The sequence below is a fragment of the Pelagibius sp. CAU 1746 genome, from assembly GCF_039839785.1.
Lineage (GTDB): Bacteria > Pseudomonadota > Alphaproteobacteria > Kiloniellales > Kiloniellaceae > Pelagibius.
The window spans coordinates 1,804,456-1,820,364 of the sequence record NZ_JBDOQT010000001.1 but is presented as its reverse complement, the minus strand read 5'-3'; the positions used below and the strand labels follow the sequence as shown (position 1 = coordinate 1,820,364).

At 68.7% G+C, this 15,909-nt stretch carries 16 protein-coding genes; 1 reads left to right on the top strand and 15 read right to left on the bottom strand.

Annotation, left to right across the window (positions count from 1 at the left end):
- Positions 1–42 precede the first annotated feature (42 nt).
- The 15 genes from glmM to AAFN88_RS08475 form a co-directional block, all read right to left on the bottom strand.
- On the bottom strand, positions 43–1,389 hold the full coding sequence (gene glmM, locus AAFN88_RS08545) for a phosphoglucosamine mutase (RefSeq protein WP_347519845.1): 1,347 nt from the start codon (positions 1,387–1,389) through the stop codon (positions 43–45).
- 56 nt (positions 1,390–1,445) lie between these two features.
- Complete coding sequence (folP, locus tag AAFN88_RS08540) at positions 1,446–2,603, bottom strand: dihydropteroate synthase (protein ID WP_347519844.1); 1,158 nt, start codon at positions 2,601–2,603, stop codon at positions 1,446–1,448.
- Between the two features lie 114 nt (positions 2,604–2,717).
- The gene (ftsH, locus tag AAFN88_RS08535) at positions 2,718–4,652 is read right to left on the bottom strand and encodes an ATP-dependent zinc metalloprotease FtsH (protein WP_347519843.1); all 1,935 of its coding nucleotides are present in this window, start codon (positions 4,650–4,652) and stop codon (positions 2,718–2,720) included.
- Positions 4,653–4,740: 88 nt separating this feature from the next.
- Complete coding sequence (gene tilS / locus AAFN88_RS08530; RefSeq protein WP_347519842.1) at positions 4,741–6,126, bottom strand: tRNA lysidine(34) synthetase TilS; 1,386 nt, start codon at positions 6,124–6,126, stop codon at positions 4,741–4,743.
- Between the two features lie 27 nt (positions 6,127–6,153).
- Positions 6,154–7,245 carry a tol-pal system protein YbgF gene (ybgF, locus tag AAFN88_RS08525; protein WP_347519841.1) on the bottom strand — a complete coding sequence of 364 codons (1,092 nt, stop codon included), beginning with the start codon at positions 7,243–7,245 and terminating at the stop codon, positions 6,154–6,156.
- Between the two features lie 256 nt (positions 7,246–7,501).
- A complete protein-coding gene (pal, locus tag AAFN88_RS08520) occupies positions 7,502–8,023 on the bottom strand; it encodes a peptidoglycan-associated lipoprotein Pal (protein WP_347519840.1) in 522 nt (173 codons plus the stop codon).
- 147 nt (positions 8,024–8,170) lie between these two features.
- A complete protein-coding gene (gene tolB, locus AAFN88_RS08515; protein ID WP_347519839.1) occupies positions 8,171–9,559 on the bottom strand; it encodes a Tol-Pal system beta propeller repeat protein TolB in 1,389 nt (462 codons plus the stop codon).
- A complete protein-coding gene (locus AAFN88_RS08510) occupies positions 9,556–10,497 on the bottom strand; it encodes a cell envelope integrity protein TolA (RefSeq protein WP_347519838.1) in 942 nt (313 codons plus the stop codon). The genes tolB and AAFN88_RS08510 overlap by 4 nt, the downstream gene beginning before the upstream one ends.
- A gap of 51 nt (positions 10,498–10,548) precedes the next feature.
- On the bottom strand, positions 10,549–11,055 hold the full coding sequence (gene tolR, locus AAFN88_RS08505) for a protein TolR (protein WP_347519837.1): 507 nt from the start codon (positions 11,053–11,055) through the stop codon (positions 10,549–10,551).
- 3 nt (positions 11,056–11,058) lie between these two features.
- Entirely contained in the window at positions 11,059–11,787 is a 729-nt protein-coding gene (gene tolQ / locus AAFN88_RS08500; RefSeq protein WP_347519834.1) for a protein TolQ, read from the bottom strand.
- A 3-nt stretch (positions 11,788–11,790) separates the two neighbouring features.
- Positions 11,791–12,252, bottom strand: coding sequence for a tol-pal system-associated acyl-CoA thioesterase (gene ybgC / locus AAFN88_RS08495; RefSeq protein WP_347519832.1), 462 nt, complete (start codon positions 12,250–12,252; stop codon positions 11,791–11,793).
- The gene (gene ruvB, locus AAFN88_RS08490) at positions 12,249–13,319 is read right to left on the bottom strand and encodes a Holliday junction branch migration DNA helicase RuvB (RefSeq protein WP_347519830.1); all 1,071 of its coding nucleotides are present in this window, start codon (positions 13,317–13,319) and stop codon (positions 12,249–12,251) included. The genes ybgC and ruvB overlap by 4 nt, the downstream gene beginning before the upstream one ends.
- Complete coding sequence (gene ruvA, locus AAFN88_RS08485; RefSeq protein ID WP_347519827.1) at positions 13,316–13,921, bottom strand: Holliday junction branch migration protein RuvA; 606 nt, start codon at positions 13,919–13,921, stop codon at positions 13,316–13,318. Before ruvA ends, ruvB begins: the two co-directional genes overlap by 4 nt.
- Positions 13,918–14,508, bottom strand: a complete 591-nt coding sequence (gene ruvC, locus AAFN88_RS08480; protein ID WP_347519825.1) for a crossover junction endodeoxyribonuclease RuvC — start codon at positions 14,506–14,508, stop codon at positions 13,918–13,920. Before ruvC ends, ruvA begins: the two co-directional genes overlap by 4 nt.
- 54 nt (positions 14,509–14,562) lie before the next feature.
- A complete protein-coding gene (locus AAFN88_RS08475) occupies positions 14,563–15,312 on the bottom strand; it encodes a YebC/PmpR family DNA-binding transcriptional regulator (RefSeq protein ID WP_347519822.1) in 750 nt (249 codons plus the stop codon).
- Positions 15,313–15,605: 293 nt separating this feature from the next.
- Here AAFN88_RS08475 and AAFN88_RS08470 point away from each other — a divergent pair, with 293 nt between their 5' ends.
- Positions 15,606–15,890 (top strand): hypothetical protein, encoded by a 285-nt coding sequence (locus AAFN88_RS08470; protein WP_347519820.1) that lies wholly within the window; start codon positions 15,606–15,608, stop codon positions 15,888–15,890.
- Positions 15,891–15,909 lie beyond the last annotated feature (19 nt).

Here is a 15,909-nt window from a genome sequence, read left to right as displayed (position 1 = left end):
ACCCCGCCCCCGCTCGGCCCCCTGTCTTTCGGATCCGCCGGATCAGCCGGCGCGCTGCTCTATGGTCTGGCAGATGTCGCCCACCACCTGGTCGACCAGGGCCTCGTCCTCGCCCTCGGCCATGACGCGGATCAGCGGCTCGGTGCCCGACTTGCGGATCACCAGGCGCCCGGCATCGCCCAGGCGCATCTCGCCGTCGCGGATCGCCGCCTGCACCTGGTCGTCCTCCAGCGGCGCGCCGCCGTTGAAGCGCACGTTGCGCAGCAGCTGGGGCAGAGGCTCGAAGAGCCGCGTCACCTCGCTGGCCGGCCGGTCGGACTGCACCACCACCGCCAGCACCTGCAGGGCGGCGATGAGGCCGTCGCCGGTAGTGGCGAAGTCGGTCAGCACGATATGGCCCGACTGCTCGCCGCCGACGTTGAAGCCGCCGGCGCGCATCTGCTCGACGACGTAGCGGTCGCCGACGGGGGTGCGCACCAGACCGACTCCCAGGCCACCCAGGAAGCGTTCCAGTCCCAGGTTGGACATCACCGTGGCGACCACCGCGCCGCCGCTGAGGCGCCCGTCCTGCAGCCAGGAGCGCCCGACCAGGGCCATGACCTGGTCGCCGTCGACCACGTTGCCCTTTTCGTCGGCCAGGATGGCGCGGTCGGCGTCGCCGTCCAGCGCGATGCCGAAGTCGGCGCCGTGGGTCACCACCGCTTCCTGCATGCGCGCCGGGTCGGTCGCGCCGCAGCGCTGGTTGATGTTGAAGCCGTCGGGATAGACGCCCACGGGCACCACCTCGGCGCCCAGCTCGTAGAGTACCTTGGGGGCGACGCGGTAGGCGGCGCCGTTGGCGCAGTCGATCACCACCTTCATGCCGTCCAGGCGCAGGCCGCGCGGGAAACTGCTCTTCACGAACTCGATGTAGCGGCCGTGGCCGCTCTCGTCGAGGCGCTGGGCCCGGCCCAGTTGATGGGCGGGCGCGACCGCGCAGCCGCCGTTGTCGATGCGCGCCTCGATCTCCTTTTCGACTTCGTCTGAAAGTTTGTAGCCGTCAGGACCGAACAGCTTGATGCCGTTGTCCTCGTATGGGTTATGCGAGGCAGAGATCATGACGCCCAGGTCGGCGCGCATGGAGCGGGTCAGCATGCCCACCGCCGGCGTCGGCAGCGGGCCGAGCAACACCACGTCCATGCCGACGGAGAGGAAGCCGGCGGCCATGGCGGGCTCCAGCATGTAGCCGGAAAGGCGCGTGTCCTTGCCGATCACGACCGTATGGCGGTGATCGCCGCGCAGGAACTGGCGGCCGGCGGCCTTGGCCACCGCCAGCGCGGTCTCGGCGGTGATCGGCTCCACGTTCGCGGTGCCGCGAATGCCGTCGGTTCCGAATAGCTTGCGTGTCATCTGCGGGTCCTGGTTCTGCGACTCGCCATCTTCAGCGGTCGAAGGTGGCGATTTCCTTATAGCAGGCCGCCACCGGCCCTGTCCGCCCGGCTCTCGCCGTCCTCGACCGGCGCCCCTTCAACGGGAGGCGGCACGGCGCCGGCCGCCCGCCAGAAGGCGGCCGCCTGGGCGGTCTCGGCCACGTCGTGAACGCGCAGGATCTGCACGCCGCGCTGCAGGCCGAAAAGCGCCGCCGCCAGGGAGCCGCCGAGGCGCTGCTTGGGCCCGGGCGGCGCTTCGGAAGCCTGGGGCGCCAGCTTGGCGATGAAGCTCTTGCGGCTGGCCCCCAGCAGCACCGCGGTGCCGAGGCCCTGGAACAGCGCCAACTGCTCGAAGAGCTGGAGGTTATGGTCCAGGGTCTTGCCGAAGCCGATGCCGGGATCGACGACGACGCGGCCGGGATCGATGCCCGCGGCCGCGCAGGCCTCCAGACGCCCGGCCAAATAGCCGTAGATATCGAGCGCCACCGAATCGTAGGTCGGGTTGGCCTGCATGGTCTGCGGCTCGCCCTGCATGTGCATGAGGATGACCGGCACGCCGGTCTCGGCCGCCACGGCCAGGCTGTCGGGATCGCCCTCCAAGGCGGTGACGTCGTTGATGATGGCGGCGCCGGCGGCCACCGCCTCGGCCATGATGGCGGCATGGCGGGTGTCGATGGAGACGACGGCGCCGGCCTTGGCCAGGGCCTCGACCACCGGCAGCACCCGCGCCCGCTCCTCGGCCAGGCTGACCGGCTGCGAGCCAGGGCGTGTCGACTCGCCGCCGACGTCCAGGATGTCGGCGCCGGCCGCCAGCATGGCCAGACCGTCGCGCACGGCAACCTGCGGATCGGCGCGGTCGCCGCCGTCGGAAAAGGAGTCCGGCGTCACGTTGAGAATGCCCATGATCCGGGGACGGTCGAGGCTCAGGCCCGCCAGCGGCGCGCGCGGCGCAGAGAGGCGCTGCAGCAGGGCCTCCGCCGCGGCGCCGCCGCGCCCCGGCGCCTGCCTTTCCGCCCAGAGCGCCAGCTCGGCCAGCGGCAGCACGGCGCGCCGGGTGTGGCGGCCGGCCCGCCAGATCGCCTCGCACTTGCCAAACCGCAGCGGCCCGCCGGCCAAAGGGAGAAGGACCTCCGCCGCGTCGACTTCCGCCGGCCCGCGCAGGCCGACCGGCCTCAGTGTGAGTGCGCCCGTCATTCCCTTGCTTATATCCGCGCCCGGCCATCAAGAAAACGGTCAAAGAAAAAGGGCCTCCGTGCAGCGGAGGCCCTGTTCTTATCGGTTTGCGCTGGAACGGCTAGCTTCCCGGCCCTAACTTCCCGGCTGGGGCTCCGGCTCCAGGCCACCCGGCGCATCGCCGCTGTCCTTGCCGGCGGCCTTGCCGCTGGTCGGCACCGAGGAGCGGCGTCCCGTGGGCCCGCTCGGCGTCTCGTCGCTGCGGTCGATACTGCCGCCGTCGATGATGATCTTCACCTCGTCGCCGGAAAGCGTCTCGAACTCGAGCAGCGCCTTGGTCACCGCGTGCAGGTCGTCCATGTGTTCGGTCAGCACGGTGCGCGCTTTCGCTTCGGCCTCTTCGATGAGACGCCGGATCTCCTCGTCGATGAGGCGCGCGGTCTCCGGCGAGATGGTCTGGCTGCGCGAGACGGAGTGGCCGAGGAAGACCTCTTCCTGGTTGTCGACGTAGCGCAGGCGGCCGAGCTTGTCGCTCATGCCCCACTCCGTGACCATGCGGCGGGCCATGTTGGTGGCCTGCTGGATATCGTTGCTGGCGCCGGTGGAGACGTTCTCGATGCCGTAGATCAGCTCCTCGGCCATGCGGCCGCCGAACATCATCGCCAGCTTCGCCGTGATCTCCTTGAACTTCAGGCTGTAGCGGTCGGACTCCGGCAGGTTCATGGTGACGCCCAGGGCGCGGCCGCGCGGGATGATGGTGACCTTGTGCAGCGGGTCGTTGCCCGGCACGAAGAGACCGACCAGGGCGTGACCGGCCTCGTGATAGGCGGTCATCTCCTTGTCCTCTTCGCTCATCACCATGGAGCGTCGCTCGGCGCCCATCATCACCTTGTCCTTGGCGTTCTCGAAGTCCGCCATGGTGACGACGCGCTTGTTGGCGCGGGCGGCCAGCAGCGCCGCCTCGTTCACCAGGTTGGCGAGATCGGCGCCGGAGAAACCCGGGGTGCCGCGCGCGATGGTCTTGGCCTCCACGTCGGGGCCCAGCGGCACCTTGCGCATGTGAACCTTCAGGATCTTCTCGCGGCCGATGATGTCGGGGTTCGGCACCACCACCTGGCGGTCGAAGCGGCCCGGGCGCAGCAGCGCCGGGTCCAGCACGTCGGGACGGTTGGTGGCGGCGATGAGGATGACGCCCTCGTTGGCCTCGAAGCCGTCCATCTCCACCAGCAGCTGGTTCAGGGTCTGCTCGCGCTCGTCGTTGCCGCCGCCCAGGCCGGCGCCACGGTGGCGGCCGACGGCGTCGATCTCGTCGACGAAGATGATGCAGGGGGCGTTCTTCTTGCCCTGCTCGAACATGTCGCGCACGCGGCTGGCGCCGACGCCGACGAACATCTCGACGAAGTCGGAGCCGGAGATGGTGAAGAAGGGCACGTTGGCCTCGCCGGCGATGGCGCGGGCCAGGAGCGTCTTACCGGTGCCCGGGGGCCCCACCAGCAGGCAGCCCTTGGGAATCTTGCCGCCCAGGCGCTGGAACTTCTGCGGGTCGCGCAGGAACTCCACGACCTCTTCAAGTTCCTGCTTGGCCTCGTCGATGCCGGCCACGTCGTCGAAGGTGACGCGGCCTACTTTCTCGGTCAGCAGGCGCGCCTTGGACTTGCCGAAGCCCATGGCCTTGCCGCCGCCGCCCTGCATCTGGCGCATGAAGAAGATCCACACGCCGATGAGCAGCAGCATCGGGAACCAGGTGATGAGGATGTTCAGCAGGGTGTTGTTGTTGTCGACCGGCTTGACCGTGAAGGTCACGCCGCCCTCGCGCAGCGCCGGGATGAGACCGCCCAGTTCGTCCGTCGCACGGGTGGCAAACTGCCGGCCATCGCTGTCGATGCCGGTGATCTCGCTGCCCTGGATGGTCACGGAGGTGACCTGGCCGCTCTGCACGTTATCCAGGAAGGTCGAGTAAGGGATATCCTGCTGAGGACCCCGGCTGACATTGCTCTGGAAGAAATTGAACAGCGCAAACAGCAGCAGAACGATAATGATCCACAGCGCTGCGTTCCGGCTGAAATTCACGGTCTAACCCCTGTTAAACGTCCAGGCACAAAAAAAATGCCCGGCGGCCAGCAGGCCGCCTCTCGTAGAAGATAATGCGCCTTGCAGTCTAAACAACCGTAAAAGCAGGGCTGGTTAACCCATTTTGGGGGGCAAAACGACACTCTTTCAACCGCTTGGCCGTTCCAGCATCCCGAAAATAGCCCACAGGTGGCACCGCCGCCAGGCCACGGCGGTCGCGGATGGCCGGCAGGGCGCCGCGGGCCGCCGCCGGGATGCGCGCGGCCCGCGCCCCGGTTCCCGCCGCCTCCAGCGCTTCCGCCAGGCGGCGCCAACCGGCGCTGCCCAGCGGACCGATGGTCATCCCGCCGCCCGCCTCTCCCTGCGGTTGTGCCGCCGCGCCGCGGGCCAGCCGGACCTCGAAGCGGCCGTCCCACAGCAGAGCGCCGCCCGGTTTCAGAGCGGCCTCGGTGCTGCGCCCGGCCTCCCGGACGATGAGCCAGCGCCCCTCGCCCGAGGCGGTTTCCCGCGGCAGGATGCGGCAGCCTCCCAGGGTCACCCCCCGCTCCAGGCCGTCCTCCAAATAGGCATGCAGGCGTTCCAGGCGCTCCAGGCGCGGCGTATAGTCACAGCCGCCCACGGCCATGAGGCAGCGCGCCAGGGCGCGCAGCGACACCTCGGCGCTCTCGCGGCGCAGGAATTCCGGATTCAGGTCCAGAAAGCCCGCCGGATCGGGCCGCACCGCCCGCGCCAGGGCCGCCGCCACGTCCGCCTCGATCGCCGCGCGGGCCCGGCCCAGGTTATGGGTGGCGCTGCCCAGGCGCGCCGGCGTCATCCCCTCGCCCGCCAGTTCCGGCAGCAGGCGGCGCAGCCGGACCCGCGCGAAAGCAGCATCGGCATTGCTCGGATCCTCGATCCAGTCCTGCCCGCGTGCCTCTAACTCCTCGACAAGCTGCGCCTTGGAGAGGGCGAGCAGCGGGCGCAGCAGGCGCAGCCCGCTGGTCTCGCTGACCGGCGCCATGGCGGCCAGGCCATCCAGCCCGCTGCCGCGCCCGAGACGCAGCAGGAAGGTCTCCGCCTGGTCTTCCAGATGATGCGCCAAAGCGAGATGGAAGATGCCGCGCGCCTCGCAAGCCCGCAGCAGCAGCTCGTAGCGCGCCGCGCGCGCCGCCGCCTGCAGCGAGCCGCCGGGCTTCTTCGCCGGCTTGTCGCCGCGCCAGCGCAGGATGTGGTGGGCGATACCCTGGGGCTTCAATTGCCCGGCGACCCAGGCGGCCTCTTCCGACGCGCCGGGCCGCAGGCCGTGGTCGACGGTGAAGGCGGTGAGGCGTCCGCCGCGCGGCGCCAGCCAGTCGGCGAGCAGCAGCGCCAACGCCATGCTGTCCGCGCCGCCGGAAACCGCCGCCGCCACATGCGGCCGCGGCTCGAAAGGCCCGAGTTCCGCCATCAGGCGGCCGAAGGCCTCAGGGGTCACGCCGGCGGAGCGCGCGGTCATTGGCCGATCCTCCGCCGCCCGCGCACCTCAGGGACAGCTCAGCCGCTGCGATTCCCGCTGCGCCCGCGACAGGATCGTGGCCGGGGCGTCGGCATAGCGGTCCAGCAGCACGCCGAAGGTGCCGCAAGCATCCTGGGTGCTGCCCAGCGACGCCAGCGACATACCGAGCTTCAACAGGTTGTCGGGCGCCTTGGAGTTGTTGGGATAGGCCTCGAAGCCTTCCGCGAAGGTCACGGCCGCCTGCTGGTAGTTGCCGCGCACGTAGTAGGTCTCGCCCAGCCAGTACTTGGCGTTGCCGGCCAGGGCGTCGTCGGGGTGCTGCACCAGGAAGGCGGCGAAGGCCTGCTCGGCCCCCGCATAGTTGGCCTGGCGCAGCAGGCCGAAGGCATAGTCGTACTGCTGCTGCGGCGTCCCCTCCGGCAGGACTCCGGCGCCGGACGGCACGGCGGCCTGCTGCTGACCGCCGGGGGCCGGGGCAGCCTGAGCCTGAGCCTGAGCTTGAGCCTGGGCCGTGGTGGAGGCCTGCCGGCTCTGGAAGCTGCTGAGATCGCTCTCGCTGATGGAGCCGATGCTGCCCGGCTGGCTGGGGGCCGGGGGGGCCGCGCCGGCCTGCGGCAGAGCCGCGCCCTGTCCGCCCGCCATCTGCGGCCCTTCCGCGACCGGTGTCTGGGGCTGGGGCTGGCCCTGGGCGCCCACCGGCGGCAGGCCGCCCTGCTCCAGGTTGCGCAGGCGCAGGTCGACGTCGGCGACCAGCTTGTCGAGGCGGTCGCTGACGCTCTGCATACGGAAGCCCATATCCTCGACGCGGCCGGTCAGCTCCTGCATCTGCACCTCGAACTGGTCGAGCTGGAGCTGGAGGCGCGCCGCCTGGGTCGGGGCCAGGCCGCCGCCGGAGGCGGCCGCGCCCGCCGGGGGCGCCTCGCCGCCATAGACTTGGCGCTGCAGGTCGGAAAGTTCGCGCTGCAGGCGCTGGATCTGGTCGTCGACGCTCTGCTGCGCCAGGACGGGCTGCGGTCCGGCGAGCATCACCAGCAGCAGGGCCAGTGCTGCGCCGCGCGCGAAAGACATCATCTTGGAAGTCGTGGTCGTGAAGGGGAAGCTACGGACCTCGCCGGCCATCGCTCGTTCCTCCGCTCTATATTCGGTTCCGGGAGCCTGCTCCGGGGTGCCCTAGCGGCTCCGCCGGCCATCCTCTGTGGCAGGTTTTCTTGTCATCTTTATGGCGCGGTTGCCCAACGGAGACCAGTATCGCGGCCGGCGCCGGGCCCCTCGCGGAGCGGGAAAAGCGCGCCAAGTAAGCGAAAACCCCGACCGGGAAAGCGGCAGGCGCTCGACCGGACGGGGTTCGCAAGACGACTGAGGCGTCAAACGCCGCTTAGTTCACAACGAAAGCGCCGCGGCGGTTCTGCGCCCAGGCGGAGTCGTTGGAGCCGAGCACGGCCGGGCGCTCCTCACCGTAGCTGACGGTGGTGAGGCGGCCGGGGTTGATGCCCAGGGCCACCAGATAGTCGCGCACCGAATTGGCGCGGCGCTCGCCGAGCGCCAGGTTGTACTCGCGCGTGCCGCGCTCGTCGCAGTGACCCTCGATGGTCAGGGTGACCGACGGGTTGGTGTCGAGCCAAGCCGCGAGGGCCTCGACGGTGCCGCGCTGGTCGGCGCGGATGTTGTACTTGTCGAAGTCGAAGAAGACGCGGTCGCCAACTTCGACGGTCAGCTCTTCCTGGGTACCCGCGCCAGGACCGGGAATGGTCTCAGCCTGCGGGGTCGGCGTCGGCTGCTGAGTCGTGCCGGTTCCGCTCGAGCCGCTGCCGGACGCTGCGCCGGAATCTTCGGACGGAGTAGAACACGCCGCGAGCAGCAAGGCCGCAGCGAAAGTCGTAACAAGGGAAAAGCGCATATTCTGCCCTCTCAAACACATCCCCGGATTTTCTGGATTGAGGCCGATCTGTCACCGGTGACTTAACAGATCGAACCTGCTTGATACGGCCCCCCAACGTCGGCAACTAACAGCCGAAAATGGTTAACGGACTATACCGACGCCCCCCTACTGAATCAAGGGGGACCACGCCGGGTCTGAGGCGTCCAGAGGCGTCACAAGCTCGCGTTCGTTGAAACCTGTAAGATCAATCGTAAAGATCTTACTACTGATCTGCCCGCGCGAGTCGGCGCGCGAGGAGCGGAAGTAGGACAGGACCCGCCCGTTGGGGGCCCAGGTAGGGGCTTCCACGTTGTAATCCCTCACTAACATCCGTTCGCCGGTGCCGTCGGGACGCATCACGCCGATGTAGAATTCCCCCGCATGTTGACGGGTGAAAGCGATCAAATCTCCGCGCGGCGACCATACCGGGGTGTAGTAGTACCCCTGTCCACGACTGATTCGTCGCACATTGCTTCCATCACTATTCATCACATAGATCTGAGGCCGCCCGCCGCGGTCGGAATTGAATACAATTTCGCGCGAATCGGGGGAAAACGACGGCGAGGTGTCGATGGCCGGGTGATTCGTCAGCCGCGTCTGGCGCCGGGTGCGCAGATCGACGGTGTAGATTTCCGAATTGCCGTCCTTGGCCATGGAGAGGATGACCGCATTGCCCTCGCTGGAAAAGCGCGGAGCGAAGGTCATGCCCGGGAAGTCGCCGAGCACTTCCTGCTGGCCGGTGTTGAGGTTGAAGAGATAGACCCGCGGCACCTCGGCCCTGCCGTTGGACTGATAGGCCATGTAGGTGATCTCGCGGCTGGAGGGCGAGAAGCGCGGGGTCAGCACCAGTTCGTTGCCGCTGGTCAGGAAGCGGTGATTGGCGCCGTCCTGGTCCATGATGGCCAGGCGCTTGATGCGCCGGTTCTGCGGTCCCTGCTCGGCGATATAAACGATCTGTGTATTGAAGTAGCCCCGCTCGCCGGTCAGGCGCTGGTAGATCTCGTCGGCGATGCGGTGGGCGATGCCGCGCCAGTTGGCCGGCGGCGTAGTGTACTGGGTGCCGCGCATCTGCACCTCCGAGAAGGTGTCCCAGAGGCGGAACTGCACCACCATGCGCCCATCGGCCTGGAGCTGCACGACACCGCTAACCAGCGCCTGGGCGTTGATCAGGCGCCAGTCGCCGAAGCGCGGGCCGTAGCGCAGACTGGAGGAGTCCTGGATGAAGGCGCCCTTTTCGACCGGCCGGAACAGGCCGCTGCGCTCCAGGTCCGCGGCGACCACGGAGGCGATGTCGGCGCCCAGCTTGGCCTCCTCCCCGACCTCGCCGAAGAGATCGGTGATGGCGATCGGCAGGGGCTCTACGAAGCCTTCTTCGATGTCGACGTTGAGCTGGGCGCGCGCCGGCGCGGCCACGGCGGCCGCCAGCAGGCCGGCAGCCAGGCACAGGAAGACCCGCAACTTGGCTGGATTGGTGCGCCCGGTCGGACGGGACTTGAAGCGGTGCATCGACGTCATGATCCAAGCATCTCTCTCGGGTTGAAGGTCAGGTTCATCGTCTTCCATTCGGAATACTGGGCGACGGGCAGCTGGAAGGGGCTGCACTTGAGGATCGCCCGCACGGCGTTCTCGGCGGCACTGCGGAAATAGGCATCGCGGTTCATCCGCACGGTATCGACCACCCGCGGCTGACCGATGACCCGCCCATCCGGCGCCAGGTTCACCGTAACCTCGACGATCAGATCCTCCGCCTTGCGCGCGCCGGCATCGATGCGCCAGCAGCGCTTGATCTGATTCTGCACCGAGTTCTCGAGCTGCTGGCGCTGCACGGCGGAGATCCTGGGCGTCGGCGCCTGAACCGGCGCGCGCGCAGCCTGCTGCGGTTGGCTGGAAGGCTTGTCCTTCAGCTTCTCCACATTCTTCAGGATCGAGGTCAGCCGGTCTTCCGGCTTGGGCTCTTCCTTCTTCTTCTCCGGCTCCGGCTGCTGGGCGACCTGCACCGGCGGCTTGGGCTTGGGCCTCGGCTTGGGCGGCGGCGCTTCGGCCTCCGGCTCCGGTTCGGGTTCCGGCTCGGGCTCAGGCTCGGGTTCCGGCTCTGGCTCGGGCTCGGGTTCCGGCTCCGGTTCGGGTTCCGGTTCGGGCAGGGGCGCCGGCTCGGGCTCCGGTTCGGGCTCAGGGGCCGGCTCGGGTTCCGGCAGGGGTTCTGGCTCGGGCGGCGGCGCCTTGGCGATCTCCGGCTCGGGCTCGGGCGCCTTCTCCGGCGCCTCGTTGACCGGCTCCGGCTCGGGATCGGGTTCGGGCGCCGGGGCTTCGGTGTTGGCCTCCGGCTCGAACACCATCTCCATCGTCGGCGTATCGAAGTTGACCATGGGCTCGCGCAGCACGGGCAGGCCGAACACCAGGGCGAGGATGACACCCAGGTGCAGAAGCGCGGAAAGGAAACTGGCCTTACCCATGATGGCGTTCAGCGATGCTCTCTCGGCTCGAAATGACGTCCGGCGGCGGGCTTACTGCGGCGCGGCCGGCTTCTGGCTGGCCGGCTGCTGGCCGTCGTCCGGGGCGGCCGCCTCGCCGCCCTTCGGCAGCTCGGCGATCAGCGCCACCCGCTTGAAGCCGGCGGAGTTCACCGTGCCCATGACCTGCATGATGCGGCCATAGGCGATGGCGCGGTCGCCGCGCACGAAGATGCGCGTGTCGGGCTTGCTCTCGGTGATGGCGCGCAGGCGCGGCACCAGCTTGTTCAGCTCGACCTCCGTGTCCTGGATATAGATCGTTCCTTCCGCGTTGACGGAGATGACGAGCGGTTCTTCCGGATCGGCGATGGACTGGGCCTGGGTCTTCGGCAGATCGACCGGCACGCCGACGGTCAGCAGCGGCGCCGTCACCATGAAGACGATGAGCAGCACCAGCATGACGTCGACGAAGGGCGTCACGTTAATCTCGCTGAGGGGGCGATAGCGCTTCTGGGCGCTCCGGCCACCGCGGCGGCCCGACGATATGAGTGTCGCGGCCATGGTTCAGTTCTTCTCGTCCAGCTTGCGCGACAGGATAGCGCCGAACTCGCCGGCGAAGGCTTCCAGCCGTCCGGCGTAGCGTCCCAGGTCATTGGACAGCTTGTTGTAGCCAATCACCGCCGGAATGGCGGCGACCAGGCCCAGCGCCGTGGCGAAGAGCGCCTCGGCGATGCCCGGCGCCACCACGGCGAGGCTGGTGTTCTTGGCCGCGGCGATGGAGGTGAAGGCGTTCATGATGCCCCAGACGGTGCCGAAAAGGCCGATGAAGGGCGCCGCCGAACCGACCGAGGCCAGGAAGGTCATGTGGCGCTCCAGCCGGTCCATCTCGCGCCCCATGGCGATCTCCATGACCCGCTCGATGCGCTGCTGCAGGCTGGCCTTGATCTCCGCCGAGTTGGCGAGGCCGCGCGCCGAGGAGCGCCGCCACTCACGCATGGCCGAGACGAAGATCGAGGCCATGGGGTCGGGCGGGCGGTTGTCCAGCCGGTCGTAGAGGTCGTCCAGCGAGCCGCCGGACCAGAAGGCCTCCTCGAACTGGCCGGCGCGCTCCTTCAGGCGGCGCAACCGCAGCACCTTCTCGAAGATGATCGCCCAGCACCAGAAGGACGCCAGCAGAAGCAGGACCATGACGATCTGCACGACGATGTCGGCTTCCAGGAAAAGCCCCCAGACCGACAGGCTCGGGTCGACCGAACCTTCGAGCACAAGAGAATTTACGGCGTCCTGTTCCATGGGTTACCCCTGCTCCAAAGGCTGTACGAATGGTTCCAAGGCGGCGCGGATGGGCGCCGGAATGCGTGCCGGCCGGCCGTCGCCGCCGACCGAGGCGATGACGACCACCAGGCGGACCAGTTCCTCGCCGGCCCGGCAGATGCTCTGCACGGCGCTGAGCCGCGCGCCGCGCAGCTCGGTCAGGCGCGAGCGCACCTCCACCAGGTCGTCGAGCCGCGCCGGGCGGCGGTAGTCGACCTCGCAGCGGTGCACGGCGAAAACGATGTCGTGGCTGTCGCGCAGCTTCGACTGTTCGATGCCTGCGAGACGGAGGATCTCGGTCCGCGCCCGCTCCGCGAACTGCAAATAGCGCGCGTAGTAAACGATGCCGCCGGCATCGGTGTCCTCGTAGAAGATGCGCAGCGGATAGCGGTGCTCTCCGTCGACCACCCTGCCCGACAGCCCGAGGCCTTCGACGTCGCTCAAGCCGCGCCTCCCCCGTTGCCCGAATCCTCAGCCAGGAAGTCGAGCTGTTCCAGGCTGCGCGGCACGTCCAGGCCCAGATAGCTGAAGCCGCCGCGGGTCAGCACCCGCCCGCGGGGGGTGCGCTGCACCAAACCTTGCTGGATCAGGTAAGGCTCGATGACCTCTTCCAGCACGTCGCGCTGCTCGGACAGCGCCGCCGCAAGGGTCTCGACCCCGACCGGACCGCCGCCGTAGTTGTCGGCCATACAGCGCATGTAGCGCCGGTCCATGGCGTCCAGGCCGCGCTCGTCCACGTCCATGCGCTTCAGGGCGCTGTCGGCCTGCACCGCCGCCACTTCCTCGACCCCGGCCACCGCCGCGAAGTCGCGCACCCGGCGCAGCAGGCGACCGGCGACCCGCGGCGTGCCGCGCGAACGCCGCGCGATCTCCGCCGCGCCCTCGGAAGTGAGCTTCATGTCCAGCACCCGCGCACCGCGGCTGACGATGAGTTCCAGTTCATCCGGCTCATAGAACTGCAGACGCAGTGGGATGCCGAATCGTTCCCTCAGAGGCGTGGTGATGAGGCCCGAGCGCGTGGTCGCGCCGACCAAGGTGAAGGGCGGCAGGTCGATGCGCACCGAGCGCGCCGCCGGCCCTTCGCCGATGATGAGGTCCAGGTGGAAGTCCTCCATCGCCGGGTAGAGCACTTCCTCCACCGCCGGGGACAGGCGGTGGATCTCGTCGATGAACAGCACGTCGCGCGGCTGCAGGTTGGTCAGGATCGCCGCCAGGTCGCCGGCCCGCGCGATGACCGGGCCGGAGGTGGCGCGGAAGCCGACGCCCATCTCGCGGGCGACGATCTGCGCCAGGGTGGTCTTGCCCAGGCCCGGTGGGCCGAAGAACAGCACGTGGTCCAGGGCGTCGCCGCGCCCGCGCGCCGCCTCGATGAAGACGCGCAGGTTTTCGCGCACCGCGCGCTGGCCGATGAAGTCGTCCAGGTGAGAAGGGCGCAGGCTGATCTCGCCGCTGTCCTCCTCGCGGAAGTCCGGCGCCACCACCCGGTCGTCCTGGGCGCTGAAGTCGCTCATGACGCCAGTTCCTTGAGGCCCGCCTTGATCAGCGATTCGACCGAGGCCTTGGCGCCCAGATCACCGCTGGCCTTGGCCACCGCGGCGAAGGCCTCCGCCCGGCGGTAACCCAGGTTTACCAGCGCCGAGACCGCGTCCTCCGACACCTCGCCGCCGCCCGGCCCGGCGCCGTTGACCGCCTCGGCGGGCCCGAGGGCCATGCCGCCGGCCTTGTCCTTCAATTCACTGGCGATACGCCCGGCGAGCTTGGGGCCGACACCGCTGGCGCGCGTCAGGGAGGCCTTGTCCTGAGCGGCGATGGCGCGCACCAGTTCGTTGGGCGGCAGCACCGAGAGCACGGCCAGCGCCATCTTGGCGCCGACGCCCTGCACCGAGTGCAGCAGGCGGAACCAGTCGCGCTCGGCGGTCTCGGCGAAGCCGTAGAGGTGGATGTGATCCTCGCGCACGTGGGTCTCGATCCACAGCGCCGCGGCGCCGCCAGGCGGCGGCAGCAGGCCCAGGCTGCGCCCGGAGCAGAACACCAGGTAACCGACCCCGCCGACATCGAGGATCGCCCAGTCGTCGCCTGTGGAATCGACGATGCCGGTCAGCTTGCCGATCAACGGCGGCCTCCCGCGACGCGACGCCGGGAGGCCGGCCTGGCTCCCGCCGCGGACCTGCCTGCGGCGGCCCCTGACAGATCTGCGAGGGGATCCTCAACGCCGGCATCCCACTTGCGGCCGGTGGCCAGATTGTGGGCGTGACAGATGGCGACGGCCAGCGCGTCGGCGGCATCCGCTTTTGCCGGATTGCAGCCGGGCAGCAGGCGGGCGACCATCATCTCGACCTGCTGCTTGTCCGCGTGGCCGGTGCCGACCACCGCCTTCTTGACGATCATCGGCAGGTACTCGGCGACCTCCAGCCCGCCCAGCGCCGGGGTCAGCAGCGCGATGCCGCGCGCCATGCCGAGCTTCAGGGTGGAGGACGGGTTCTTGTTGGCCAGCGTCACCTCGACCGCGGCGGTCTGCGGCGCGTGAAGGGCCACCACCTCGGCGATGCCGCGGTGAAGCTGCAGTAGGCGGGAGGCCAGGTCGGCCTTGCCGTCGGAAACGACCACGCCATTGGCGACGTGCCTGAGGTGGTTCCCCTCGGCATCGATAACGCCCCAACCGGTATGGCGCAAACCCGGATCAAGCCCAAGTACTCGCATTACGGTCGCTTCGGTTCCCCCAATCGATTCGCCCTCTGCCAGGCGGTCAGGCTGCTAGGCGGTCAGGCGCGCCATGACGTCGTCGCTGATGTCGAAATTGGCCGAGACGCGCTGCACGTCGTCGCTGTCGTCCAGCACGTCGAGCAGTTTCAGCATGGTTTGGGCCTTGTCCTCGTCGATGGCCACCGTGTTCTGCGGGCGCCAGGTCAGTTCCGCCTCGCGCGGATCGCCGAACTTCTCGGTCAGGGCATCGCGCACGGTCGAGAAATCGTCGGGATCGCAGGTGACCTCGTGCTGCTCGGCGCTGCTCTCCACGTTGCTAGCCCCGGCCTCGACCGCCGCCTCGAAGACCGCGTCGGCCGAGCCGACCTCGGCGGGGTAGCTGATCACGCCCAGCCGGTCGAACATGAAGGACACCGAATTGGTCTCGCCCAGGGAGCCGCCGTGCTTGCTGAAGGCGGCGCGTACCTCGGAGGCCGTGCGGTTGCGGTTGTCGGTCAGCGCCTCGACGATGACGGCCACGCCGCCGGGGCCGTAGCCTTCGTAGCGGACCTCTTCGTAGTTGATGCCCTCGTCGCCGCCGGCGGCCCGCTTGATGGCCCGCTCGATGTTGTCCTTGGGCATGTTGGCCGCCCGCGCGGTCTGGATGGCGCCGCGCAGGGCCGGATTCTTGTCCGGATCCGGCAGGCCTGCCTTGGCCGCCACCATGATTTCACGGGTGAGACGTGCGAACTGCTTGGCGCGCTTCTTATCCTGCGCGCCCTTGCGGTACATGATGTTCTTAAATTGTGAATGGCCCGCCATAACTCGACGATCCTGATCCTACATAGTGGGACGATAAGGTGAACAGTCTACCATATTTTGAGTGAAGCGGGGCACTCCAGCGCAACGCATAAGCCTCCAATATGGCGACATTAGGGCGGCTTCTAGCAGGTCGCCGGATCGATCTAAAGTCTTTCGAGCGCGCAAAACCGCAGGTTGGAGGTGAATAAGGCGGGAAAGCGGCCCGGAAATGCAAGGGGCCGGGTTAACGCCAAATTAACGCCGCCGAGTCACTCTCAAGCCCGTCTCAGCGCTTTCCTGAAGGACGGAATCCCATGTCGCGGCCCTTGAACATCATCGATCTGGCCATCACCGAGGAGGTGTCCAACGACGCCGCCGAGGTCGCCCGGCGCCTGGACCAGGCCGCCGATCTGGTCGAGGAGTTTGCGGAGGAAAGCGCCCTGGGGGCCCTGAACGCCCTGCTGTCCGCGGCCACCGCGGACAAGAACAGCGCCGGCGAGATCTGCCGGCTGGCCGAGGAGACTTCCGACCAGACGGAAATCCTGCATTCGGAGATCGAGCGCTTCCTCGCCGTTTCCGCCGGCCAGCGCCCCAACTGACAACGCGGCGGCCGGCCCT